16 protein-coding genes are annotated in these 22,963 nt (G+C 69.2%); 3 read left to right on the forward strand and 13 right to left on the reverse strand.

Features of this window, described 5'->3' with window-relative positions; translation table 11 throughout:
- Positions 1-313: 313 nt before the first annotated feature.
- From ACFU6I_RS16760 to ACFU6I_RS16780, 5 genes are all read right to left on the reverse strand, one after another.
- Complete coding sequence (locus ACFU6I_RS16760; protein ID WP_384366684.1) at positions 314-1,498, reverse strand: cytochrome P450; 1,185 nt, start codon at positions 1,496-1,498, stop codon at positions 314-316.
- 31 nt (positions 1,499-1,529) lie between these two features.
- Positions 1,530-2,903, reverse strand: a complete 1,374-nt coding sequence (locus ACFU6I_RS16765; protein WP_384366686.1) for an NAD(P)/FAD-dependent oxidoreductase — start codon at positions 2,901-2,903, stop codon at positions 1,530-1,532.
- On the reverse strand, positions 2,893-3,102 hold the full coding sequence (locus ACFU6I_RS16770) for a ferredoxin (protein ID WP_384366689.1): 210 nt from the start codon (positions 3,100-3,102) through the stop codon (positions 2,893-2,895). The genes ACFU6I_RS16765 and ACFU6I_RS16770 overlap by 11 nt, the downstream gene beginning before the upstream one ends.
- A gap of 540 nt (positions 3,103-3,642) precedes the next feature.
- Entirely contained in the window at positions 3,643-4,839 is a 1,197-nt protein-coding gene (locus tag ACFU6I_RS16775) for a HupE/UreJ family protein (RefSeq protein WP_384366692.1), read from the reverse strand.
- A gap of 118 nt (positions 4,840-4,957) precedes the next feature.
- Positions 4,958-8,935 (reverse strand): metallophosphoesterase, encoded by a 3,978-nt coding sequence (locus tag ACFU6I_RS16780; RefSeq protein ID WP_384366695.1) that lies wholly within the window; start codon positions 8,933-8,935, stop codon positions 4,958-4,960.
- 389 nt (positions 8,936-9,324) lie between these two features.
- On the opposite strand from ACFU6I_RS16780, the gene mptB reads away from it, so the two are divergent.
- Both mptB and ACFU6I_RS16790 read left to right on the forward strand, forming a co-directional pair.
- Positions 9,325-10,791 (forward strand): polyprenol phosphomannose-dependent alpha 1,6 mannosyltransferase MptB, encoded by a 1,467-nt coding sequence (mptB, locus tag ACFU6I_RS16785; protein ID WP_384366698.1) that lies wholly within the window; start codon positions 9,325-9,327, stop codon positions 10,789-10,791.
- Positions 10,792-10,887: 96 nt separating this feature from the next.
- The gene (locus ACFU6I_RS16790; protein ID WP_384366701.1) at positions 10,888-12,225 is read left to right on the forward strand and encodes a glycosyltransferase 87 family protein; all 1,338 of its coding nucleotides are present in this window, start codon (positions 10,888-10,890) and stop codon (positions 12,223-12,225) included.
- A 279-nt stretch (positions 12,226-12,504) separates the two neighbouring features.
- Here ACFU6I_RS16790 and ACFU6I_RS16795 read toward each other — a convergent pair whose 3' ends face one another.
- From ACFU6I_RS16795 to ACFU6I_RS16805, 3 genes are all read right to left on the reverse strand, one after another.
- The gene (locus ACFU6I_RS16795) at positions 12,505-13,833 is read right to left on the reverse strand and encodes an enolase C-terminal domain-like protein (RefSeq protein WP_384366704.1); all 1,329 of its coding nucleotides are present in this window, start codon (positions 13,831-13,833) and stop codon (positions 12,505-12,507) included.
- Positions 13,834-13,882: 49 nt separating this feature from the next.
- Complete coding sequence (locus ACFU6I_RS16800) at positions 13,883-15,220, reverse strand: gluconate:H+ symporter (RefSeq protein ID WP_384366707.1); 1,338 nt, start codon at positions 15,218-15,220, stop codon at positions 13,883-13,885.
- 115 nt (positions 15,221-15,335) lie between these two features.
- A complete protein-coding gene (locus ACFU6I_RS16805) occupies positions 15,336-15,662 on the reverse strand; it encodes a hypothetical protein (RefSeq protein ID WP_384366710.1) in 327 nt (108 codons plus the stop codon).
- A gap of 106 nt (positions 15,663-15,768) precedes the next feature.
- Between ACFU6I_RS16805 and ACFU6I_RS16810 the strand changes: the two genes are divergently transcribed.
- A complete protein-coding gene (locus tag ACFU6I_RS16810; RefSeq protein WP_384366713.1) occupies positions 15,769-16,557 on the forward strand; it encodes an IclR family transcriptional regulator in 789 nt (262 codons plus the stop codon).
- Positions 16,558-16,898: 341 nt separating this feature from the next.
- Here the strand turns inward: ACFU6I_RS16810 and ACFU6I_RS16815 are convergent, their stop codons facing one another.
- The 5 genes from ACFU6I_RS16815 to ACFU6I_RS16835 all read right to left on the reverse strand — a co-directional run bounded on the left by ACFU6I_RS16815 (position 16,899) and on the right by ACFU6I_RS16835 (position 22,882).
- Entirely contained in the window at positions 16,899-17,957 is a 1,059-nt protein-coding gene (locus ACFU6I_RS16815; RefSeq protein ID WP_384366716.1) for a VWA domain-containing protein, read from the reverse strand.
- Positions 17,958-18,076: 119 nt separating this feature from the next.
- Positions 18,077-19,813 (reverse strand): CocE/NonD family hydrolase, encoded by a 1,737-nt coding sequence (locus tag ACFU6I_RS16820; RefSeq protein WP_384366719.1) that lies wholly within the window; start codon positions 19,811-19,813, stop codon positions 18,077-18,079.
- Positions 19,810-20,805, reverse strand: coding sequence for an MBL fold metallo-hydrolase (locus ACFU6I_RS16825; RefSeq protein ID WP_384366722.1), 996 nt, complete (start codon positions 20,803-20,805; stop codon positions 19,810-19,812). The genes ACFU6I_RS16820 and ACFU6I_RS16825 overlap by 4 nt, the downstream gene beginning before the upstream one ends.
- Before the next feature lie 36 nt (positions 20,806-20,841).
- Entirely contained in the window at positions 20,842-21,765 is a 924-nt protein-coding gene (locus ACFU6I_RS16830) for an alpha/beta hydrolase (protein ID WP_384366725.1), read from the reverse strand.
- Positions 21,766-21,769: 4 nt separating this feature from the next.
- Positions 21,770-22,882, reverse strand: coding sequence for an FAD-dependent monooxygenase (locus ACFU6I_RS16835; protein ID WP_384366731.1), 1,113 nt, complete (start codon positions 22,880-22,882; stop codon positions 21,770-21,772).
- Between the last annotated feature and the right edge of the window lie 81 nt (positions 22,883-22,963).

A 22,963-nucleotide genomic window follows, 5' to 3' on the forward strand; every position in this document is an offset into this window, starting at 1 on the left:
ATGCAATCAGACTGGCCACAAAAGAAGACCAAAAAGATCACAGAATCGTCGCGACCATGGAGGTTGCGTGGGCAATCATGTCAATCGGGAAGGGGTCTGGCGATGCGGGAAGGGAACCGATCCGGACAGTTTTCATCGACCCGGGAGTAACTTCATCCGGCGGGCAACACCGCGGCAAAGAGACCGAGATCTGGAGCCGAAGACTCCGTTACGACCGTGCACGGTCCGGCCGCCGGACGTCTCCCCGGCCCCGGTCGGCTCCCGAGCTCGTCGCACCCGCGGCAGGCACCTCATATGCCGCCACACAGCCGAGTCATAGGTGGACGGGCAGGTGACGGGGTCCGCGAAGCATGGCGTTCTGCCGGTAGGGGGGCGGGTCCTGGACCAGGCGGGCCGTGCCGAGGTGGGGGATCAGCGCGCCGAGCGCGGCCTGGGCTTCGAGGCGGGCGAGGGGTGCGCCGTAGCACAGGTGGATGCCACTGCCGAAGCCGAAGTGCTCGCTGTCCGGGCGGGTGGGGTCGAACCGGTCGGGCTCGTGGAACCGCATGGGGTCGCGGTTGCCCGAGGCCAGCACCAGTACGACGGACGTGCCTTTGGGGATCGTGGTGCCGGCGACCTCGATGTCGGCGAGAGGGATCCTCTCGCGCATGTGGACCGGGGGTTCGTAGCGCAGCAGTTCCTCCACCGCTCGCGGCAGCAGGTCGGGGTCGCGACGCAGGTGGTCGAGATGCTCGGGCTGACGCAGCAGGGTGAGCACCCCGTTGGTGATCAGGTTGACCGTGGTCTCGTGCCCTGCGATGAACAACAGAATGGTGGTTTCCGCGAGTTCCTCCTGGGTGAGCCGCAGGGCCGGATCCGGCTCGTTGACGAAGGCGGAGAGCATGTCGTCGCTCGGGTGGCCACGGCGCTGCTCGGCGAGGTCGACCAGGTACCGGCCCATCTCGATCCGTGCCTGGTTGCCCGCCTGGTCCCGTTCGGTGGTGTCTTCCTCGGGCCCGATGTCGGCCATTGCGACCACAGCTTCGGTCCAAGCCTGGAACAACGGCTCGTCCTCGCGCGGCACACCGAGCAGGCGGCAGATCACGGTGACGGGCAGCGGGTAGGCGAAATCGTCGACGATGTCGATCTGCCGGCCCGCCTGGAAGGGTTCCGTCAGTTCCTTGGTGAGCCGGGCGATCTCGCCACGCATGGCATCGACCCGGCCCGGGCTGTGCGGCGGTCCGAACGGCCGCATGGCCAGGGTGCGCAACCTGTGGTGCTCGGGGTCGTCGAGCCGCAGGAACGGCGGCGTGCGTGTCTCCTCACCACGGGTGCGGGGATCGGCACTCATCCGAGGGTCGTGGAGCAGAGCGGCGATCTCGTGGTAGGTGCCGATCAGATAGCTGCCGTCCGCCTGCCGCACCACGGGACCCGCCTCGCGGAGTTCCACGTACAGCGGGTAGGGGTCGGGGCGGTTCTCGTAGTCGGTGATCCGTGCCAGCAAGCTGTCGGAGTCCATGGTGGATCCTCGTGGTTGGCGGGACGTCGGGTCAGCCGGTCGGCTGCACCACGGTCAGTCGGCGATCGGGCAGGTGACCGGTGAGCGCCACGGTGGGGCCGTGGGACAGCCCCTTCGGATCCGGTACGTCGGACGGAATCGGGACGTCGGCCGCGATCGCACGGTCCGCCGCACCGGGCGGGGGTGGGAACGGGGCCGCGGTCTCGATCAGGTGCCGGTAGTAGTCGAGCGACTTGGCCATGTCGACGGTGACCGCGGCGGTGACCCGCCCCTGGTAGCCGTAGACCATCGCCAGACGGCGCGCCTCCAGAGATCCTTGGGCGATGACCACGTGGTCGGAGTAGGTCGGCACGCCCACGGACTTGATGTTGAGCCCGAACTGGGTCGACCAGAACACCGGGATGGCCAGGTGCGGGCGCCGCAGTGGCCCCGGATTGACCATGTTGTGGGCGGCCACCTCCGCCTGCGCGACCGCGTTGCCCCAGTGCTCCAGCGAGAGCATCTGATAGCCGAACAGCGGGTGCGGGAAGCGGGAGACATCGCCGGCCACGAAGATGTCGTCGGTGACGATGCCGTACATGTTGAAGGCACGGCACCCGGCGTCACAGGCGATACCGCGAGGGCCCGCCGCCAGCCCGGACTCCGCCAGCCACTCGACGTTGCGAACCGCCCCCAACGCCACGACGCACACGTCCGCGTCGACACGGCTGCCGTCGGACAGGTCCGCACCGATGAACCGGCCGTTCCCGTCCCCGCGCAGCGCGGTGACCGTCACCCCGCAGCGCAGATCGACGCCGTGGTTGCGCTGCATGACGGCCGCAAGCTTCGACAGCGTCCCGCCCAGCGCGCCCACCAGGGGTGCGGGACCGCGTTCGGCGACCGTGACGTCCAGTCCTCGTTCCCGGCAGGCCGAGGCGATCTCCGAGCCGGTGAAGCCGCCGCCGATCACCAGCACCCGGCCCGGCCCGGCGGCCAGTCGCTCGGCCAGCCCCCCGGCCTCGTCACGGGTGCGCAAGGTGAACACCCCGTCCAGGGATGCCTCCTCCGGGTTGGGCCAGGGCCGTGCCCGGGTCCCGGTGGCGATCAGCAGCCGGTCGAACGGCAGCGACTCGCCGTCGGCCAGCATCAACCGCTTCTCGAGAGGGTCCAGGCCGGTGGCACGTACTCCCAGCCGCCAGTCGGCGTCCGGATCCCGGCGCATCGGCAGCCCCGTGGTCTCCGCCGGCACCTTGCCGAGCAGCACCTGCTTGGACAGCGGTGGCCGGTCGTACGGCGGACAGGGCTCATCCCCCACCACGGTCAGTGAGCCGCTGAAGCCTTCCTCGCGCAGCGTTTCCGCGGCCCTCAACCCGGCCAGCGACGCGCCGACGATGACGATGCGGCCGTCCCGCAGATCACCGGGCACCGGCGCTCACCTCCTCGCCGACGAGGATGGCCTGGACCGGGCACGCCGCCGCGGCCTGACGCACACGCCCGGCCTGGTCGTCCGGCGCGGCCGAGGTGTACAGCAACCCCTCTTCACCGTGCAGTTCGAACACCTCCGGCGCGAGGAAGACGCATTGCGCATAGCCCTCGCAGCGCGTGAGGTCCACAACGATCTGCATGGCTGGTCACTCCCTGAGTCGTACCGGCGTCCCCTCCCCTTTCTACGCCGGTATCGCACCGGACGCCCTTCACGACCGGACCGCCTGCGCGGAAGCGGTCCGCACCACCGCCCCGGGGCGCCGCCACGTGGGTGACGGCGCCGTCCGACCTCGACGGAGTCGATCGACACCCGGCTGTTCGTGGATGTGGAGACCTGCGAGCACGTGGACGTGCTGCCCGGCAGCATCGCGGACGGGCTCATGGCCTGGCTGCGCGATCGTCCCGTACGGAGAGCGTCCGCCGGCAGGTCGAGGAACTGCTCGACCCGTTGGACCAGTGGCGTGACGTGAGCGGCCCTCATCGATGAGGGCGCGTTGCCGAGGAGCTGTTCGGGTGGTCCGCCGAGGACGTCGTCGGCCAGTCCGTGACCACGCTCATGCGTGAGGTCGCCGCTGACGACGGATGGCGCCAAGAAGGGTCCTCGAAGACGACCGGGCGCCGCATCCACTCCGTCCCGTGCTTCCGCTCAAAAGCGCGTCCCGCGCCTCCCGCCCACTCGGTCACACCGCGTCGACCACCCGGCCCCAGAACCAGTACAGACTGACGATCACGATGGGCGCGGCCATCGCTGGCAGGGCCCAGCGGTGTGCGGGAGTCCGGCGAAGGAGGAGCAGCAGCGGGAACACCACGGCGATGATGCCCAATTGCACGGCCTCGATGCCGGTGTTGAAGCTCAGCAGCGACAACAGCAGTTCCCAGGAAGGGCTCTCGTCGATGCCGAGCGCGCCGGCGAAGCCCAGACCGTGGACGAGGCCGAACAGGAACACGGCCGGCAGCCGCCAGCGCCCGGCCCCCTCACGGTCGCGCAGGGCGACGTTGGCCAGCGCCACGACGGCGATGGAGGCGGCGATGACGGGCTCCACGACCGATCCCGGCACGTTCACGACGCCCGTCGCCGCCAGGAGGAACGTGACGCTGTGCGCGGCCGTGAAAGCGGTCGCCGCGAGAACGATGTCGCGCAGGCCGCGGGCGCCGATGAGCAGCGACAGCAGGAAGAGGATGTGGTCCGGGCCGAACAGCAGGTGCTCGGTGCCGAGCAGGAAGAACTCCACGATCTGGTGCGACTCGTGGTGTCCGCCGGTCTCCAGGGTCGGCTCGGCGGCGGACAGGACCTGGGAACCCCTCTGTCCGTCGATGTCGTAGTGGACGATCGTCTCGGCGCTGTGGACGAAGCTCTCGGTGTCGGGGAACAGGGCGCTGGAGATCGTGTAGGTGCCGTCTGTGCCGCCCGCGCAGGTGTAGGCCAGGGTGAGGACGGCGAACGGCCGGTTGCCGCGGGTGCGGATGTCCACGTCGTCGGCGCGGCGGGGTGTGCAGACCTTGCCGTCGTGGGTGACGGCGAAGCGTCCCGTGACGTACTCGGTCACCGCGCCGGCATGGGTGTGGAGCTGGTGCAGCTGCTCTGCGCGGTCCTTCGCCTCGTATGCCTCGGCGTAGAGCCAGGCCGACTTCATGAGCAGGTCGTATTCGAGGTCCAGGGTCGCCTCGACACGGGCTCCGGTGGACTCCACCTCGACGTACGCGGTTGAGGTCATGTCGTGCGCGGCGGCGGGGGGCGGATGGGCGAGGCCGGCGGCGAGCACGGCCACCAGGGCCGCGACGGTGGTGAGGAGCGCGGCGGACAGTCGCCGCGGCGGGAGCCGGGGCAGCCAGGAGGAGGGCGGGAGCGTCGGAGTGGGCAAGGGGGCGGGACGCATGGAGGTCTCGGTTCTCGTTGTCGAGGGGGCGAACGGCGGCGAGCCCGTCGTCCCGGACCGGTCGGGTCCGGGACGACGGGCGTGGGTGCCGGACAGGCGCTACCGGCGCGTCAACCGGTCACCGCCGGTCGGTGGGCGACGTGAACCAGGGGTACGCGGGTGTGTCCGCGCCCCAGACGCCGGGCCGGCCGTTGGCGTCCTTGGTCACGAACGCACTCGGCTCGGAGGCGGTCACGCCGCCGCCGGTGGAGCGCGCCGTGACGAACCACGCGTGGGTCGTGCCGGGCTTGAGTCCCTTCCAGGTCACCGAGGCCGTCTCACCGGAGTCGACCGTGGTCTTCCCGATGACGCTCACGGGGTCGTAGAGCGCCAGCGAGTCGGTCTTGAAGGTCGTCTTGCGGCTGCTGAGGTCGATCGGCAGCACCATGTTGTCCTCGGTGCCGTCGTAGCGGTGGTTCGTGTCGTACTCGGTGGCACCGAACTCGTCGAGCAGCGGCGAGTAGGTGTCCACGGTCAACTCGGAGCGATCGACGTCGAACTGGAGCATCCGGAAGAAGCTCGCGCCGAACTGGAGCCTGTCGTCGGGCTTGTAGCCGCCGATCTCGGTGAGCCCGAGCCGGTCCGCGGACACCGTGTAGAACTGGTAGTCCGCGAGCAGTTCGACGACGCCGTGTGCGACCTCGCCGACCTTGGGCTTCACGTTGGTGCCGACGCCGTGCTCGTGACCGGCGAGGATCAGGAACACGTTCGGGTTGTCCTGGACCACCTTCTTGTACAGCATCGAGCCGTCGGGAGCGGAGAACGGGGCGCCGCGTCCGCTCGGGCTGCTGCTCGGCGCGAGGTAGTCGTGCGAGAGCAGGATGCCGTTGCGGTCGGGGAAGCGCTTGAAGACCGAGTCGGCCCATTCGGCCTCCTCGCGCGTCACGCCGTAGGAGAGGCCGACCACGACGAAGTCGAGGCCGCCGGCGGAGAACAGGTCGTAGTGGTTCTGGTTGTCGCCCTCGCGCCACGGGCCGCCGTACTCGGCGTGCTTCCAGCCCTTGGAGAGCGCCTGGTAGCGCTCGGGCCCGTAGTACTGGTTGTAGATCGCGCCCGGCCCGTTCTCGGTGCCCGACTGGTTGTCGTGGTTGCCCGCGATCACACCGTTGGGCACACCTGCGTCGTCCAGGATCTTCTGCTGCTTCGAGGACAGCTCCAGCTCGCCGGTGACCTGGCGCTGCATGGCCTCGTCGGCGGGCTTGCGGATGTTGTTCTCGATGATGTCGCCGGTGTGGGCGACGTACGCGATCTTGCGCTTGTCCTTGTTGTCGGCGATCCAGCGCGACACGTCGCCGTAGGCCTTCTCCCAGACCGCGCGCTCCTCGGGTGTCTCCTGCTCCACCGCCCCCTCGGAGAGGTACTGCGTGTCGGTGTAGTGGACGATCGAGAAGTCGTACGAGTCGGGGTCGGCGAACCCGTTCGGGTCACCGGCGTCGATGTCGTCGGCGAACGGATCCTCGCCGGTCACCATGGCGTGGACCTGCTGCCTGTCGACGTACTTCCGGTCGACGACGGCGGTCAGGACGGTGTCGCCCTCGGCGACGCCGCGGGCGCTGGTCAGGACGTCCCACTTCGACGTCGCGGTGTTCCACACACGCAACGCGGCGAGCCGCTCGGGGTCGATGACACCCTCCCAGCGCAGCACCGGGGCGTCGACGTGGCCCTTCACCTGGACGTCGAACCGCTGGAACGTGACGTCCTCGGCGGCCGGCGCCTCGAGCGTCCTGCCGTCGGCGGGGGCGAGGCCTTCGGCCTTCACCTTCTTCTCGCCCTTGACCTCGAGCGTGGTGGGAACGGACGCGGCCGTGCCCTGGAACACCTGGTTCGGGGTGAGGATCTCGGCCTCGGAGAACGTGGCGCTCACCTCGCCGCCGTCGGGCTCGGCCACCTTCGCCGACAGCTTGACGCTGCTGCCCGCGTCGTTCGTCCCGGACTTCGGGGTGAGGTCGGCGGGGACGTCCGGGATGCCGGCGGAGGTGAACGTCACCTTGCGGGTGCCGCTGTTGCCGATGCCGTCGGTGCCGGACACCGTCAGGGTGTGCTCGCCGGCGGACAGGCCCGGCCCCACCGGGGCACCGAGCTGGACCGGCTTGCCGTCCAGCTTGACGTCCGGGCCGTTCACCACGCCGGAGAGGTCCTCGAGCCGGACGTCGAGGACGACCGAGGCGGTGATCCTCTGAGCGGCGGCGGGGACGCTGGCCGCCACCCGCGGGGCGGAGTTGTCGGTGACCAGGACCCGGGTCGCGGTGCTGCCGGTCTTCGACGTCGCGGCCAGGGTGTGCTTGCCGTCGTCGAGCTTCGTGGTGTCGAGGTCTGCGCGCAGGCCCTGGGCCGGGCCCTCGACGAAGAACTCGAGGTCGATCTCGGTCAGCGGGTTGACGTTGTCGCCGCAGTTGCCGTCACCGAGGCTGTACGAGCCCTTGAGCATCCGGCCGGCTGCGGTGCCGTTCGCCGGGGTGAGGGTGATGCCGGAGACGGCGAAGTCGTCGTGGTTGTCGCCGCACGACGTCGGATAGGTGCCGGCGACGAAGTCGATCGTGTTCCAGCCGGGGACGAGCCACTCGTTGGGGAACGTCAGGTCGACGTGCCGGCTGACGAAGTCGCTGTCGATCACGTGCTTCTGACCGTTCACCAGAATGTGGTTCTGGTAGCGGGCCTCGATCGAGTTGCTGCCCACGGTGAAGCCGAGGGTCGCGTTGCCGGAGCCGAGGGTGTCGGAGACGTGCACGGCCGGGGCGTCGATCGTGTAGTGCAGTTCCACCTCGCGCAGGCGGGTGTCGTTGTTGCCGCACGTGCCGTCGCCCATGGCGTAGGAGTCCGCGATGTCGCGGCCGGTGACGGTGCCGCCGTCGAAAGCGAGTGCGAGACGCGAGATGTCGAAGTCGTCGCGGTTGTTGCCGCAGCTCTCCTTGTACGGGCTGGTGACCACCGTGACGGTGTTGTCACCGGGCACCAGGAATCGCGCCGGAATCGCGATGTCGACCCGCTGGCTCACCCAGGTGCCGCCCATGTCGATGCGCTTGCCATTGACCAGCAGGTAGTTGTCGTACCGGTCGTCGATCGAGTCCGACCCGACGTCGAAGGAGAAGGTCGCCGCGCCGTTGCCGAGGTGCGCATCGGTGACGGGCGCGTCGCCGTCCACGGTCAGCGACTCGACGGCGCCCTCGGCACCCGCCGGGAGGTTCGTGAACACCGACTGCCGGCCGGCCACCAGCGTGCCGTCCTTGGGCAGCAACCCGGGGGCTCCCGCCGGGGCGTTGTTCACCGTCACGGTGTTCTTGACGGTCCTGCCCGCGGCGGAAGTCGCGGTGAGCGTGTGCACACCGTTGGCGAGCTTCGCGGTGTCCAGGTCTGCTGTGAGGCCGGTGGTGCCCTGCGGGTCGCCCAGGACGAAGAAGCTGAGTGCGGCCTTCGTCAGCAGCGAGGGGTTGGAACCGCAGCTGCCGTCGCCGAAGGAGTACGTGTACTCGTTCTCCTCACCGTCCGCGACCTCGCCGAGCAGGTCAAGGCCGATGTCGGAGAGCACGAAATCGTCGTAGTTGGTGCCGCACGAGCTGTCGACCGTGCCGGCGAAGAACTCGATCTTGTTCTCGCCCTTGACGAGGTGCTGGTTCGGGATCTCGATCGTGCCCCGCTCGTTGACGAGGTCGCCGATGTCCGCCCGGTACTCGCCGTTGACCAGCACGTAGTTGTGGTAGCGGGCCTCGGTCGAGTTCGACCCGACATCGAAACTGAGCCGGGACACCCCGACCGTCCGCTCGCCGTCGACGGTCTTCCCGTCGACCGCGAGCCGCGTCACGGAGTCACCGGCCGGCGTGGGCGTGCCCGCGACCTTCTGCGTGCCTTCCAGATATGCACCGTCGCCGGGAGTGAGGGTCGGCAGGCTCGTGGACTCCGCCGTCCCGCTCTGCCCCGGTGTGCGCTGCTCCGAACCGGTTTCGGCGTACGCCGCCGTCAGGTTGCCGCCCACGAGGAGCAGCGCGGTGAGAGCCGCCCCCGCGAGTCTTCGTCCACCTGATCTGCCGGCCGGCCGTTCTCGCCGCTCTGTGGGCCGCATCAGCAGCCGTCCTTCCTGTTCGCCACAAGGTGAAGGGCACGCCGTGACGATGTACGACATGCCCGTGGCGAATCCTCGGCAGCGCAGGTGAATGGAGTTACATCACCCGTAAACAACCAGTGGAAGGATTGTCGGTGGCCTGGGTTCTGAGTCGCTTTCAGTGTCAGTGCCAGAGCCACGGCGGGCCGCCGCAGCCGAGATCGCGAAGAGCTGTCGCGACGGACGCGAGCGACTCCGCCCTTTCCGTGACGGTCCGTCCGAGCTCACGCGTGGGATCGGACTGCCCCCGTCACGGGCCCGACCGCGGACAACAGGCCGACATCCCGAGTTCGCCTTCTCTTTCACGGGTGCTGGTTCGGCGATCCGGGGAGGGACCTAGTTTCGGCCGAATGAGAGCGGTGAGGAGCACGGTCCGGGAATGGACGCTGCGGGGCATGTGGGGTTCCGTGCTGCTCTCGGCGGGCGCGTGGGGCGCCGGCGCGTTGCCGCAGGGCGTGCGGGACGGGGTGTGGGGAGCACCGGGCCCGCTCGTCACAGCGGTGGGTGCGACGGCAGCGTATGCCGGACTCGGGCTGCTGGTGTGGGCCTGGTGGCAGTTGGGCACGCTCTTGCGGGCCGGTGCGGTGATGAGCCGGAGGCAGCAGTGGAGCACGCTGGGATGCTGGGCGTTGCCTCTGCTGCCCGCGCCGTTGCTGTTCAGCGCTGACGTCTACAGCTACATGGCCCAGGGTGCGCTGGCCCTGCGCGGCTGGAACGTCTACGAGGTCGGCCCGACGGCACTGGGCGGCCCGCTCGCCGCCAATGTCCCGGAGCTGTGGCGGGACGCACCGGCCCCGTACGGGCCGGTGTCCGTGCTGACGAGCGAAGCCGTGGTATCGGTGACCGGGGAGCATCGTGTGGTCGCCGCGGTCGTGGGGCTCCGGCTGGTGGCGCTCGCCGGGCTGGCCCTGCTGGCGTGGTCGGTGCAGCGGCTGGCGGTACGGACGGGTGCCGGCGGTGGAGGGGTCTGGTGGGCGGCGCCGCTCAATCCGTTGATGTTGGCGCATGTGGTGGGCGGTGCGCACAACGAGGCACTGATGGTCGGCCTGATGATGGCCGGTTTCGTGGCCTTCCGCTCCGGGCGATGGGGGCTGGGCACGGCGGTGCTGATGGCGGCCGTGCTGGTGAAGGCCCCGGCCGCGGTGGCATTGGGGTGTGCCGCGATGGTGGCGGTGGCCGCGCAGTCAGGGTGGTGGCGGCGATGCGGTCGTGCTCTGGGGATCGCCCTGGTGGCCGGCGGAACGCTGTGGCTGGGTGTGACCCTGTGCGGGCAGGGGTGGGGGTGGCTGCGGACCATGCGTACGCCGGCCGAGGTGTACACGCTGCTGTCGGTGAGCACGGACGTGGGCAGAGTGCTGGAGTGGACCGCGGCCACGGTGGGATGGAACGCCGCGCCGGGGGCGGTGACCGCGGCACGCACGGTCGGGACGCTGGTGGGGCTGGGCGCGGTGGTGTTCTGCCTATGGCGTGCTCCCCGCTGTGGGGCGGAACGCGCTGCGGCAATGGGGCTGCTGGCCCTGGTGATGTGCGCTCCCGCGGTGCAGGTGTGGTACCTGCTGTGGGGCGGGGTGCCGCTCGCTGTGGTGGCGTGGCGCACTCTGGCGGATGCCCGGGCGAAGGGGGCGGTGGTCGCTCTGCTCCTGCTGGTACTGCCCGCGGGCCGGGGGCCCACCTGGACCTATGCGGTCGCAGCCGTCATCGGGGGGTCGTTGACCATTTCGGTTCTGGCATGGACGGCTCTGCGGAGTCGGGAGCAGGCAGCCCTCGCCATGACCGGAGCCGCCGAGACAGGCCGGTTCCCGGCGCCTTCACCCTGATGGTGACGTGAACGCGGCACCCCTGCCGGCAGAGGTGCTCCGGCCGGGACTTCCCGGGCATTCGCCCGCGATCGAGCGACGTTGGAGGGCACAACCATGACAACCGCCGTGGACGACAACGCCGTTCCGCCACGGGGCCGGGAACCTCAGGACCCACAGCTTCGGTGGCCACCACTGCCGGCGGTGCGGACCGCACTGGCCCACCGGGCGGCCTGGGTGCTGGCCGTGAGTTCCCTGGTGATGCTGCTGCTGGTATGGATCCCCGCCTGCACCCGTTCCGGCATGGTGGACCTGCGGGTCTACCGCACCGGTTCCACCCATCTGCTCTCCGGCGACCTGTACGCCTTCCGGCTCCACCTGCCCGGCCCCGACATCTTCCCTCTGCCCTTCACCTACCCCCCGTTCGCCGCTGCCCTCTTCCTTCCCCTCTCCGCGCTCCCGTTCCCGCCGGCGGCGGCCGCCTGGACGGCGGCCTCGCTCCTGGCCCTGGTCGCCTTCGTTCACGGCAGCCTGCGCCTGGCCGCCCCGGACACACCACCCGAGCAGCACCGGCAGCGGGTACTGCTGTGGAGCGCCGCCCTGATGTGGATCGAACCGGTCACCACCACACTCGCCTTCGGACAGATCAATCTGCTGCTCGCGGCCCTGATCGTCCTCGCCGTCCAGCAGCGCGCGGCAGCCGCGGCGGGATTCGGTGTCGGAATCGCCGCCGCGATCAAGCTGACCCCGGCGGTCACCGGTCTCTACTTCCTCATCCGCAGGCGCTGGACAGCTGCCGCGTGGTCGGCCGTGGCGTTCTTCGCCGCGGCGGCGACCGGATGGTGGCTGGCACCAGGGCCCTCCCGCGACTTCTGGCTCCATGCGATGGGCGATGCCGCACGCGTCGGCCCCGTCGGGTCCGGGCTCAACCAGTCGTTGCGTGGGGCGCTTTCGCGCTCGCTCGGCCACGATGTGGGCATGTCCGCCCCATGGTGGACGGCGACCGCTCTGGTGGGCGTGCTGGCACTCCTCGCCGGAGTGCGCAGCGCACAGCGGTCCGACCGGCTCGGCTGCCTCCTCGCGGTGCAGGTGTTCGGCCTCCTGGCCAGCCCCATCTCGTGGTCCCACCACTGGGTCTGGGCCATCCCGGCCCTGTTCTGGCTCCTCCACACCCCGCACCGCACCCGTTGGCGCGCAGCCGCTCAGGCCGCCTGGGTGACGACGCTGACCTGCCATCTCGCTTTCTGGCTGGTACAACTCCATCCCCGGATCTTCTCGTTCGACTACTCATGGCCCCTCGCTGTGCTCGGCTGGGCCTACCCCGTGTGCGCGCTGCTCACCCTCGTGGCTCTGACCGCTGCATCCGCTCCCTCCCCGGCTCCCCTGCACGCCGGGGAAGCCGGCAGCCCGCTGTCACTTCTCCGGGTGCTGACTGCCAGGTGGCCACGTCCATGAGAACGGACGGCAGACCTTCACGACCTGGGGAGGGGCCGGAGCGCAACGAGGACTCGAACGCTGCGTGAGTTTCGACCGAGCGGCGGCCGCCGAGATCCGGCAGTCGGTGCGCCGACCACCCAAGGGCTGTCCATGCCGGAAGCCACGAGCTTCCGGCTGACCTGTCCGGTCAGGGCACCAGGGCGTGTGTCGGAAGTCCCGCCTGGCACGCGACGCCTGGCACGCACGCTCGCTGCGTTGCCGGGCGTCACGAGCCGGTGAACCTTTCCGGTCGCAGCACTAACGCACCAGGCAGGGGCGCTTGGCGTCGAACCTCCAGCCAGGCACGAGGTACTTCATGCCGGCAGCGTCGTCCCGCGCCCCCAGTGCCTCTTTCCGATAGAGCTCGTGGGCCGCGAGGAGGCGGTCCATGTCGAGTTCGATGCCCAGGCCGGGGGCGTCGGGGACGGCGATCTCGCCGTCGACGATCCGTGGCGGGGTGACGGTGAGCCGCTCCAGGCCCTCCTGCCAGATCCAGTGCGTGTCCAGGGCGTTGTACTCGCCCGGGGCCGCGGCGCCACAGTGCGTGATCATGGCGAGCGAGATGTCGAAGTGATTGTTGGAGTGGCAGCCCCAGGTCAGGCCCATCGCGTTGCACAGCTGCGCCACGCGCACCGAGCCCTGCATCGTCCAGAAGTGCGGGTCGGCCAGCGGGATGGAGACCGATTGCAGGGCCAGGGCGTGGGCCAGCTGTCGCCAGTCGGTGGCGATCATGTTGGTCGCCGTCGGAAGGCCCGTGGCGCGGCGGAACTCGGCGAGGATCTCGCGTCCGGAGTAGCCACCCTCCGCCCCGCAGGGATCCTCGGCGTAGGCGAGCGTGCCCACCAGCGGCGAGCACAGCTCGACCGCCTCGCGCAGCGACCACGCGCCGTTCGGGTCCAGGGTGATCCGCGCCCCGGGGAAGCGGTCCTTGAGCGCGCGTACGGCCTCGACCTCCTCGGCGCCCGCCAGAACTCCGCCCTTGAGCTTGAAGTCCCGGAAGCCGTACAGGTCGTAGGCCGCCTCGGCCTGACGGACGATCGACTCGGGGGTGAGCGCCTCCTCGTGCCGGAGGCGGTACCAGTCGATGTCCGAGTCGGGCTCGCGGACGTAATCCAGGTCGGTGCGGTCGGGGTCGCCGACGTAGAAGAGATAGCCCAGCACCCGTACGGAGTCCCGCTGCCGGCCGTCGCCGAGCAGGGCCGCGACCGGCACCTCGAGGTGCTGGCCGAGCAGGTCGAGCAGCGCCGATTCGACGGCCGTGACGGCGTGGACGGTGGTCCGCAGGTCGAAGGTCTGGGCGCCTCGTCCGCCCGAGTCGCAGTCCGCGAAGCGGTTCCCGATCTCACGCAGGACGCGCTTGTAGTCGCCCACCTTCGCGCCGACGACCAGGGACTCGGCGTCCCGCAGCGTCCGAGTGATCTTCTCGCCGCCGGGCACCTCCCCCAGTCCCGTACGGCCGTCGGAATCCCTGAGGACGACGACGTTGCGGGTGAAGTAGGGACCGTGGGCGCCGGAGAGGTTCAGCTCCATGCAGTCGCGGCCGGCGACGGGGTAGACGGCACAGTGGGTGATGGTCGGCTGACTCATGCTTGTCGGTTCCTTGGGTAGGGGCGAGGCGGGACTGTGATCAGGGGCTTCAGAGACTGAGGAAGTCGAGGACCCACTCTCCCGCCAGGACGCCGCCCAGGCCGAGGACCGCGAGCACCGTCGTATAGCTGGTACGGACCTTGATCGCCTCGATGACCGAGAGGTTGAAGTACTCCTTGAACAACCAGAATCCCGGGTCGTTGACATGGGAGAAGGCGATCGACCCGCACGAGACGGCGAGCACCATCATCTCGGGGTGGGCCCCGCTGCCCGCCAGGAGCGGCAGCACCACGCCGGAGGCCGTGACGACGGCGACCGTCGCCGAACCGAGCGCGACGCGGAGGATGACCGCGATGAGCCACGCCAGGATGATCGGCGAGATCGACCAGCTCTCCGTGGCGTCCTTGATGTAGTCGGAGATCCCGCCTTCGACGAGGACGTTCTTGAAGGCGCCGCCCGCGCCGATCACCAGGAGGATCATCGCCATCGCCTGGGCCGCCGAGGAGCAGGAGGCGCTGACGTCCGCCAGGCTGCGGCCGATCCGCGGTCCGAACGCCCAGACCGCCAGGAGGAAGGTCAGAAGGAGCGCGATCGGCGCCGAGCCGACGAAGGCAACCACGTGCAGGAACGAGTTCTCGCCGGACGTGACCATGTCGGTCACGGCCGCGCCGGCGATCAGCACCACCGGGAAGAGGGCCACGAACAGCGACCAGCCCATGCCGGGCATCTCCTCGTCGGTGAACTCGCGCTCACTGACCAGGCCCTTGGGTATGGAGGGGTTCATCGCCCTGACGAACGGCAGGCGCGGCCACACGAGCGCGACGAGCGCACCGGCCGGTACGGCGATGAAGAGGCCGTAGAAGAGGGTGTGGCCGACGGAGGCGTGGAAGGTCGCGGCCACGGCGGTGGGGCCGGGGTGCGGCGGCAGGAAGCTGTGCATCGTGGACAGAGCGATCGACATCGGCAGGCCCACCCACAGCAGGTTCGCCCCGGTGACCCTGACCAGTGTGAACGCGATGGGCACGATGATGATGAAGGCGACCTCGTAGAACATGGTCACGCCGATGAGCATGGACGTCACCACCATGGCCACCTGGACCCAGCGGGGGCCGAAGGCGTCGAGGAGTTTGCCGGCTATGCGCTGTGCGGCGCCGGAGTCCCCCATGATGCGGCCGACCATGGCGCCGAGCCCGATGGTGAGCATCGTGTCCCCGACCTGACCCCCGATGCCCTCCGAGAGGACGTCCGGGATGTCGACCACCGGAATCCCCCGGACCAGAGCGACGCCGACGGCGACGAGCAGGAGCGCGGCGAAGCCGTTGAGCTTCAGTCGGGTCATGAGGAGCAGCAGAACCAGAACGCTGATCCCGACTACAAGGAGTGGCATGTCAGTTCCCCTTTGAACTGTCGAACTGTCGAACCGCTGACCTGCCGGCGGCTCCTCGTCTGAGCCGGTGGCAAGGGCGGTGGGTGAAGGGGGTGCGGCAGGTGGCGGGGCGGCGTCAGGCGGCGCGTCGGCGCACGGCTCCGACCGGGTTCAGCCCGTCGTCGCGGAGCTTCTCCGGGCCGGCGAGGTCAGCCGGGCCGGGGTCGGTGAGCGGGGTGCGGACGGGGCCGACCGACAGACCGCGCGACCGGGCCGCGGCCTCGACCGGAGAGACCGTGGCCCCGACAACCGCGCGGCAATCGCCCTCGTCCAGCGCGCTGAACTCCCCGGTTCCGCAAGCCGGGAACACCGCGCCAGGTGCGGTGAACAGCTGGGCCGTCGGATACGTCCTGTACGACTCCAGGTCGAGGCCGCCGTCGTCCCTGAGGCTCGCCCGTTCCATGAATCACATCCCCATATGCAGATGACGTACATGTATGGGAACGGAGGTTAGGTGGGTGACCGGGACGCGGTCAATGGGTGCGCCGACGCGGATTTAGGATGAGGCCATGCCGGAAAGCAGCGGGGTCCGCGGGGTGAAGTCGGCGGCCCGGACCGTCGCACTGCTCGAACTGCTCGCCGCACGGGGCGACCGGCCCGCACGCCTGGACGAACTCGCCGAGGAGCTCTGCGTCCCGCGCAGCAGCATGTACCAGCTGCTTCAGACCCTCGTCGACTGCGACTGGGTGCGCTCCGACACGACCGGCTCTCTCTACGGCATCGGCATCCGCGCCCTGCACACGGGCACGAACTACCTGGACAGCGACCCGCACGTACGCACGGCCCGCCCCTATCTCGACGAGGCTTCGGACGCGCTGGGCGAGACGATCCACCTGGCACGGCTCGACGGACCGAACGTCATCTACCTCGCCACGCGCGAGTCCCACGAGTACCTGCGCACCATCAGCCGGGTCGGCCGCCGGATCCCGGCCCACGCCGGAGCCCTCGGCAAGGCTCTGCTCGCCGAGCGCCCCGACGACCAACTCCCGCTCGACGAAGGCCCTTTGGCGGCCCTCACGGAGAACACCCACACCGAACGCGCCGCGCTGCTCGCCGACCTCGCCGAAGTGCGGAAGCGCGGCTACTCCGTCGAGCACGAGGAGACAGTGCCCGGCATCGCGGGCTTCGGCTTCGCTTTGAGATACGACACACCGGCCACCGACGCCATCAGCTGCTCGGTGCCGGTGGCACGACTCAGCGAGGAGCACGGGGCCCGGATCGTCGCGGTCATGCGGGAGATACGGACGAAGATCGAGAGTGTCCCCACGCCCGCCTCAGGCGCTCCTGACTGGCGCTGACCCCCGCGACGCCCTTGGCGGACCTCTTCTCCCTGAGGGCTGCCCCGTAATCCCTGGCGAGACAGCCCTCAGGGTTCGGAACGCAGTGGTAGTTCGCCGACCACTTGAATCCGCCTTCGGGGCGTGACACTTCGGCCTCGACGGCGGCCATTGACTGCGGGACAACCCTCGGGCACGTGGCACCTTCCGGGCATGAATGGGCAAGTTCGCAATAACACTGCGCACCTCACCGCAGGACGCGGCACGGGAGGCGCTGATCATTTTCCACCGGAAGATCGGTACTCTGCGGGCCACCTGTACCGCGACTTCCGGTATACCCGACTGAACTCTTTTCTTGAATTTCAGAGCATGATGAGCAGACGCGTCTTCGGCTTGAGCTTTCTGTTCACCGAACGACTCTGCACGTACACCTCCAACTTGGGATTGTTCCCCGCCTTCACGGAGACGGTCCCCTGGATACCCGTACCGAACAGAAGGCTGCGCGCCGCGGCGCCCGTATAGGCTCGATCGGTGTCCTTCTCGACCACGATGACTTCCTTGTTCGGCTGAACCTGAGCCCTGGCGCCCAATTGGTAGTAACACGAACCGCGTTCGTACGTCACGCCCGGATGCGAATCGACGAAGGGGCGAATCTCGACCTCCTTGTCGACTTTCAGGAGCCGATACCTGCCGGCCGGAATCGGTTCGAGGTTCGCCCGCACCTCGTCGACCGATATGTCCTGGCCGACGGCGAACAGGTTCTTCGTGCCGCGCACGCCCTGCTCACGGCCCCGGAGGAAGCTGGTGGCGGCAGCGCGCACGGTGCCGATCGCCTCCTCGACGCCCTCCTGTGAATCCGCATCCCAGATGGCGATGTTTCCGGCCGGGAAACCGTAGTTCTGGGCGGTGCGCTTCGCCAGGGAGTTCGGAACGAGGATCGCGGACGTCCAGTGGCCCGGAAGCCCGCCCATCTTCGCCGCGATCCTGTCGAGCCAGGGGCCGAGGATGGCCATATCGCCGTCGTGCCGCCGGTCGCCGCCGGAGGCGTTCTCCTCGCCGTCCGTCACCACGATCTGGAGGAAGCTGTGCTCGCCGTATTCCTCCCAGATATGGCCCAGGTCGTCCAGGGACTTCAGAGAAGCCTCGATGAGGGCCGTAGCACCGTTGTTGACTTTGTACAGACCTCGCATGGACGGCAGATGCTTCACGTCCATGTCCCAGACCAGGTTCTCCACCTTGTGGTCGAAGGAGTAGAGGCTGATCCGGGTCTCATGGCCGAGACTGTCCGACTCGGCCTTCAGACCCGCTACGAACTCATCCACGACGCGGATGAGCTGCCCCTGGTGCTGACGCATGGAACCCGAACAGTCCACTACCAGCGCGACGTGATTCACCTTGTGCTGGATCTTGTTGGCGGACACGTTTCTGCTCCTTTTCCGCGGCTCCCCGAGTGATGCTTGAACTCTATGGGGAGGCACTGACAACGGCGTTTGACGCACAATCACCTGGCGACCGTGCGGGATCCGTTGCGCGCAGAGCCCTACCGTGTCGCGTCCGTTGCCGTGGATGTCGTGAACGGCAGCACGAGCCGGGAGGGGTGTGCGGCGTCGCGGTAGATCTTGTGGGTGACGGGGCGGCCCACCGGCAGGTGGAAGGCGTCCGGCGGCAGCAGCGCGTTGTGCGCGTCGACCAGCGGCTCGTCGTTCGACAGCTCCGCCACCAGGCGGTGACCTGGCTTGAATGTGGCTGCGAACGGGTAGAGCCGCAACACGTATTCCTCGATCCTCCCGGGCTCCACCGGCACCGCGCGGGTGTGCGGGTGGTACGGGTTGCCCTCGGTGGTGCGCTCCTCGTCGAGCTCGCGGTGGGAGGCTTTGAGGCAACCGGTGGTGATCAGCTGCCGACCGCCGCCGGGACCCTCGTCCCACAGGCGCAGGATGAAGTTGGTGTCGTCCTGGTCGATCTCCGCGAACAGGTGCGCCGCACCGGTGCCGATCAGTTCGGTGGGCTCCTCGAACGGCTCGGTGCTCCAACTCAGCACCTCCACCTTGTCGGTGACGGTGAGCGGTGCCTGGTAGAAGCCGTCGGGGGCCGCGTGCTCGGCGCCCATGGGCTCGGGCTCGAAGGAGAGCTTGCGCCGCGGGCGCAGGTGGAGCGACTTGTACTCGGCCTCCTTCGGCGGCCACTGCGCTGCGGTGACCACCTCGCGCGAGCCCTCCACGAAGACGCTCACGGCCGGCTCGTCCATGATCCCGTTGTCGATGCCCTTGAGCCAGTAGTCGTACCAGCGGAACATCTTGTCGTGCTCTTCGATCCAGGGACGCGACTGCATCGGCGGGTAGGAGCCGATGTCCAGCTTCTTGGGGCCCTTCAGGACGTCGAACAACTCGATGTGGCCGTCCACGGTCCAGCCGCGCCCCTGGTCGATCTGCAGGTAGACCGGGATGTCGATGTTCTCGGCCAGCGTGATCGGGTTGCGCTCCTCGTACCAGTCGCCGTCGAGGGGGTTCATCACGATGTCGAACCAGAACTCGCGGTTCTTCGGGTACTTGAGCACATGGACGAGGTTCGGCCAGGCCGCCACGTCCGGGTCCTTCAGCCGCTCCTCGACGAGCTTGTTCAGCTCCTCGCGGGAGTGGACCTCCTGCATGCGGGACCTGACGTCGGTGTGCGCGATGCCGGAGTCACCGCCGCGGCCCTCGCGGGCGGCGCGCGGCATGAACCACATGATGCCGCCGTGGTAGGTGGTCTCGTAGAAGTCGTAGTGGCCGCCGCTGACGAAGATCGCCTTGAGGTGCGGTGGCCGCTCGGCGGCGGCGAGCACCTGCATGGAGCCGAAGTAGGAGATGCCGATCATGCCGACGTTGCCGTCACACCACGGTTGCGCGGCGACCCACTCGACGAGGTCGTACAGGTCCTGCCCCTGGGGAACGCCGCCGAAGTTGTAGTTGCCGATCATGACACCGCCGGAATCACCGGTTCCGCGCATGTCGCCGATGACGTGGACGTACCCCTCCTTGACGACGCGCGCGATGTCACCGGCCTCGATGCAGCCGTCCCACATCGGACTGGGCCGGCGCTGCGGCGGCGTGGTGAGGGCGAGGGCCTGCAGTTCCTTGCCGTAGGCGCTCATCGCGATCAGGGCCGGCCGCGGTGTTTCGTCCTGACCGTGGTAGGCGTCCACGGCGAGTTCGACGCCGTCCCGCATCGGCACCCGGAGGTCCTTGCGGACGGCGATGGCCTGCTCACCGGCCCGGATCGTCTGAAAGTCAGTCATGAGTGCGAAGCTCCTCTGGGGGTCTGGGGGTCGTCCCCCGGGACAGTGCGGTACGAGTTCTGGTCGAGGTGCGTGCGGTAGCCGTGCATCGAGGTGAAGAACGGCGACGGCTCGAGCGCGGGGTCGCCGGTGTAGCCGAGCTCCTCGGCGACGCGGGCGAACGGCGAGTACGGAGAATCCGTCTCCTGCAGGCCGGCCTGCAGGCAGCCGCAGGCGGCCGCGGTGACCCGGCCCTCGACGGCGAGGCTCTGGGCAATGGCTTCCTGGGCCTGCGCGCCGTTCAGCTCGACTCCGTACGCCGTGCCGCCGGCGCGGCGGTAGGGGTGTCCGAGGTACAGGTGCTGCGGACGGATCTCGTCACGCAGGTACTCCAGGCTGGTGCGGTAGGCGACCGGGTCCAGGTAGCCGGGGAAGCCGTTGGCCGCCCCGTGGACCTGAACGGCGTCGCCGACGAACACCGAGCGCCGGCCCTCGACGACGTACGCGACCGATCCGGGCGTGTGACCCGGAATCGAGTGCACCGAGACGGTGACGTCGCCGCCGAGGGAGATGGTCTCGCCGCCCTTGACGAGCATGGAGGGCTCCATCTCGCCTGAGACGACGGCATGCGCCGCGGCCGTCACCTTCGCCTCGCCCTCGGGGTCACCCAGGTACCGGCCCCGTCCCGCGAGATACTCCTCCACGTGGGCCCGTCGCGAGCGGAGCATCGGTGCGTCGGCCTCGTGGATCACCACCCGTGCGCGCCGGCCGGTGAGCTCCCACAGTGCATGCGCCCCGCCGACGTGGTCGATGTGACCGTGGGTCAGCAGGATCCAGCGCACGTCCTGGATGCGGCGCCCGATCGCCTCGAGCGCGGGAAGCATCCCTTCGGCAGGCGAGGAGGCGATCCCGGTGTCGACGATGGCCGGCTCGGGTGCGTCGATGAAGAAGCTGTAGAGACCGAACCGGCCCCACGGCGAGACCAGGGGATGGACGTTGACTGCGTGCGTCATGGCTTTCTTTCCGAACTCGTACGTGGGTCGGGCAGGTCAGCGCCGGCTGAGGAAGTCGCGCGTCTGGGCGAAGACCCTGTGGTACTCCGGGATCCAGGAGAAGTGCTGGACGAATCCGTGGCCCGCACCCTCGTACCGGCTCACCGTCGCCTCCACGCCGGCCTCCCGCAGCCGCCGGCCGTAGAGCTCGCCCTCGTCGCGCAGCGGGTCGTGCTGGGCGGTGACGATGAGGGCCGGCGGCAGCCCGGTGAGGTCCGCCCGCTTGATCGGCGAGACGAGAGGGTCCGCCGGATCGGCGCCGCTGTCGATGTAGAACGCGTTGAAGGGTTTCAGCCCTGCCGTCTCCAGGCCGAAGCCCACGGCGTTCTCCCGTAGCGAGGCATAGCGGTCGACGTCGAAGTCGAGGTCGAGCGAGGGGTAGTAGAGGACCTGGTGCGTGATCCGGTCGAAGCCGTCGTCGTGCGCCCTGGCCGCGACCGCCGCGACGAAGGTGCCGCCGGAACTGTCGCCGGCGATGGCGAGGGTCGTGCCGTCCCAGGCGAGGCTCGCACCTTCCTCGGCAGCCCAGCGCACGACCGCGTAGCAGTCGTCGAGACCGGCCGGAAAGGCGGCCTCGGGCGCCAGGCGGTAGCCGACGGAGACGACCTTGAGACCGGTCTCCACGGCCAGCGAGCGCGCGACATGGTCGTGCGTCTCCAGGCTGCCGAGGAAGAACGCGCCACCGTGGAAGTAGACCAGCACGCCGTAGTCGTCGGCCTCGACCGGCGTGTGGATACGCACCGGTACCTCGCCCGACGCCGTCCGCACGGTCACGTCCTCGACCGCGTGGAGCGGCAGGCGCTCGTCGAGGGGAGCGACGTGCGCCTCGTCCACGGCGCGCATGGCGACCGGGTCGAGGGGACCCTCGGGCGGCGCGGGCAGGTCGGCGAGAACCTTGGCGATCTCAGGATGCAGCGGCATGACGTCACTCCTGCGGGGCAGCGGTTGCGGGCTTCTGACCGGGGAAGACGTCATCGATCTCTTCCTCGGTCCACCCCTGACGCGAGATGCGCTGCAGCTCGTCGGTCACCGGCTTGCGGGTGGTCTGGTACAGAGCCAGCGCCTCCTTCAGGGAGTCCGCCTGCCGCAGGGCGTCGGCGAGCGCTCCGGCGTCCTCGATGGCCGAGTTCGCGCCCTGACCCTGGTGGTGCAGCATCGAGTGGGCCGCGTCGCCCACGAGGACGACGGAGTCCGAGTGCCATGTGTCGACCGGGTCGATGTCGTAGACCGCGCGGATGCTCACGGTGTTCATGTCGAGGTCGCGCGTGATGTTCACGAGACGCTCGTCGAAGCCGTCCACCGTCGCCAGGAGGTCGTCCTTGGTGACCTGCGGTGCCCAGGTGCTGTCCGGGCACAGGGCGGTGATGTCGAACGACACCTGATTGCGGTGGCGCAGCGGCAGCAGGTAGATCTTCGTGCCCCGGCCGATGTACATCCGGAGGTTGTCGTCGACGACCATCCCGTGGGCGTCGTCGGCGGGGATCACCGTGCGGTAGGCGTGCTCACCCGAGAACACCGGGCCCTTGTCGCTGAACAGCTGTCGGCGCACCACCGACTTGATGCCGTCGGCACCGACGACCAGGTCGGCCTCGACGGTTTCGCCGCCCGCGAAGGTGAGGACGGAGCGGTCGCCCCTGTCCTGGATGGTCTCCAGCTGGTGGCCGAGGTGCACCATGCCCTCGGGGAGCACGCCCAGGAGAGCGTCGATGAAGTCCCCGCGGTGGATCAGGTGGGTCCTGGTCTCCTCGGCGAAGTCGTGGGTCCCCGGCCACGTCTCCTTCATGATCGGGTCACCGGTGGCGTTGAGGATTTCGAAGTAGTCGCTCGGCGAGCTCACCTTCGCGATCGCGTCGAGGATTCCCCACTGGCGGAACCGGTTCATGGTGGAAGGACGCAGACCGATGCCGGCGCCGACCTCCCGGATCCGGCTCGCCTGCTCGTAGACGTCGACGTCGGCGCCGAGCAGGCTCAGTGCCTTGGCCGCCGCCGCGCCGCCGTACCCCGCGCCGACGATGGCGACTTTCAGAGCCTCCGGCAGTAGGGATCACTTGAGACGTCGGGTGGTCGGGCGGCCGTCCCAGCGGTATTGCGGTGTCGCCCGCCGGATGAGCATGCGGAG

Source organism: Streptomyces sp. NPDC057486 (assembly GCF_042802415.1).
Taxonomy (GTDB): Bacteria; Actinomycetota; Actinomycetes; order Streptomycetales; family Streptomycetaceae; genus Streptomyces; species Streptomyces yanii.

Coding starts and splice junctions, on each gene's coding strand:
- ACFU6I_RS16790 (WP_384366701.1), top strand. CDS start 10,888: ATGACAACCGCCGTGGACGACAACGCCGTTCCGCCACGGGGCCGGGAA.
- mptB (WP_384366698.1), top strand. CDS start 9,325: ATGAGAGCGGTGAGGAGCACGGTCCGGGAATGGACGCTGCGGGGCATG.
- ACFU6I_RS16830 (WP_384366725.1), bottom strand. CDS start 21,765: ATGCCGCTGCATCCTGAGATCGCCAAGGTTCTCGCCGACCTGCCCGCG.
- ACFU6I_RS16775 (WP_384366692.1), bottom strand. CDS start 4,839: ATGCGTCCCGCCCCCTTGCCCACTCCGACGCTCCCGCCCTCCTCCTGG.
- ACFU6I_RS16820 (WP_384366719.1), bottom strand. CDS start 19,813: ATGACTGACTTTCAGACGATCCGGGCCGGTGAGCAGGCCATCGCCGTC.
- ACFU6I_RS16810 (WP_384366713.1), top strand. CDS start 15,769: ATGCCGGAAAGCAGCGGGGTCCGCGGGGTGAAGTCGGCGGCCCGGACC.
- ACFU6I_RS16805 (WP_384366710.1), bottom strand. CDS start 15,662: ATGGAACGGGCGAGCCTCAGGGACGACGGCGGCCTCGACCTGGAGTCG.
- ACFU6I_RS16800 (WP_384366707.1), bottom strand. CDS start 15,220: ATGCCACTCCTTGTAGTCGGGATCAGCGTTCTGGTTCTGCTGCTCCTC.
- ACFU6I_RS16825 (WP_384366722.1), bottom strand. CDS start 20,805: ATGACGCACGCAGTCAACGTCCATCCCCTGGTCTCGCCGTGGGGCCGG.
- ACFU6I_RS16770 (WP_384366689.1), bottom strand. CDS start 3,102: ATGCAGATCGTTGTGGACCTCACGCGCTGCGAGGGCTATGCGCAATGC.
- ACFU6I_RS16780 (WP_384366695.1), bottom strand. CDS start 8,935: ATGCGGCCCACAGAGCGGCGAGAACGGCCGGCCGGCAGATCAGGTGGA.
- ACFU6I_RS16760 (WP_384366684.1), bottom strand. CDS start 1,498: ATGGACTCCGACAGCTTGCTGGCACGGATCACCGACTACGAGAACCGC.
- ACFU6I_RS16795 (WP_384366704.1), bottom strand. CDS start 13,833: ATGAGTCAGCCGACCATCACCCACTGTGCCGTCTACCCCGTCGCCGGC.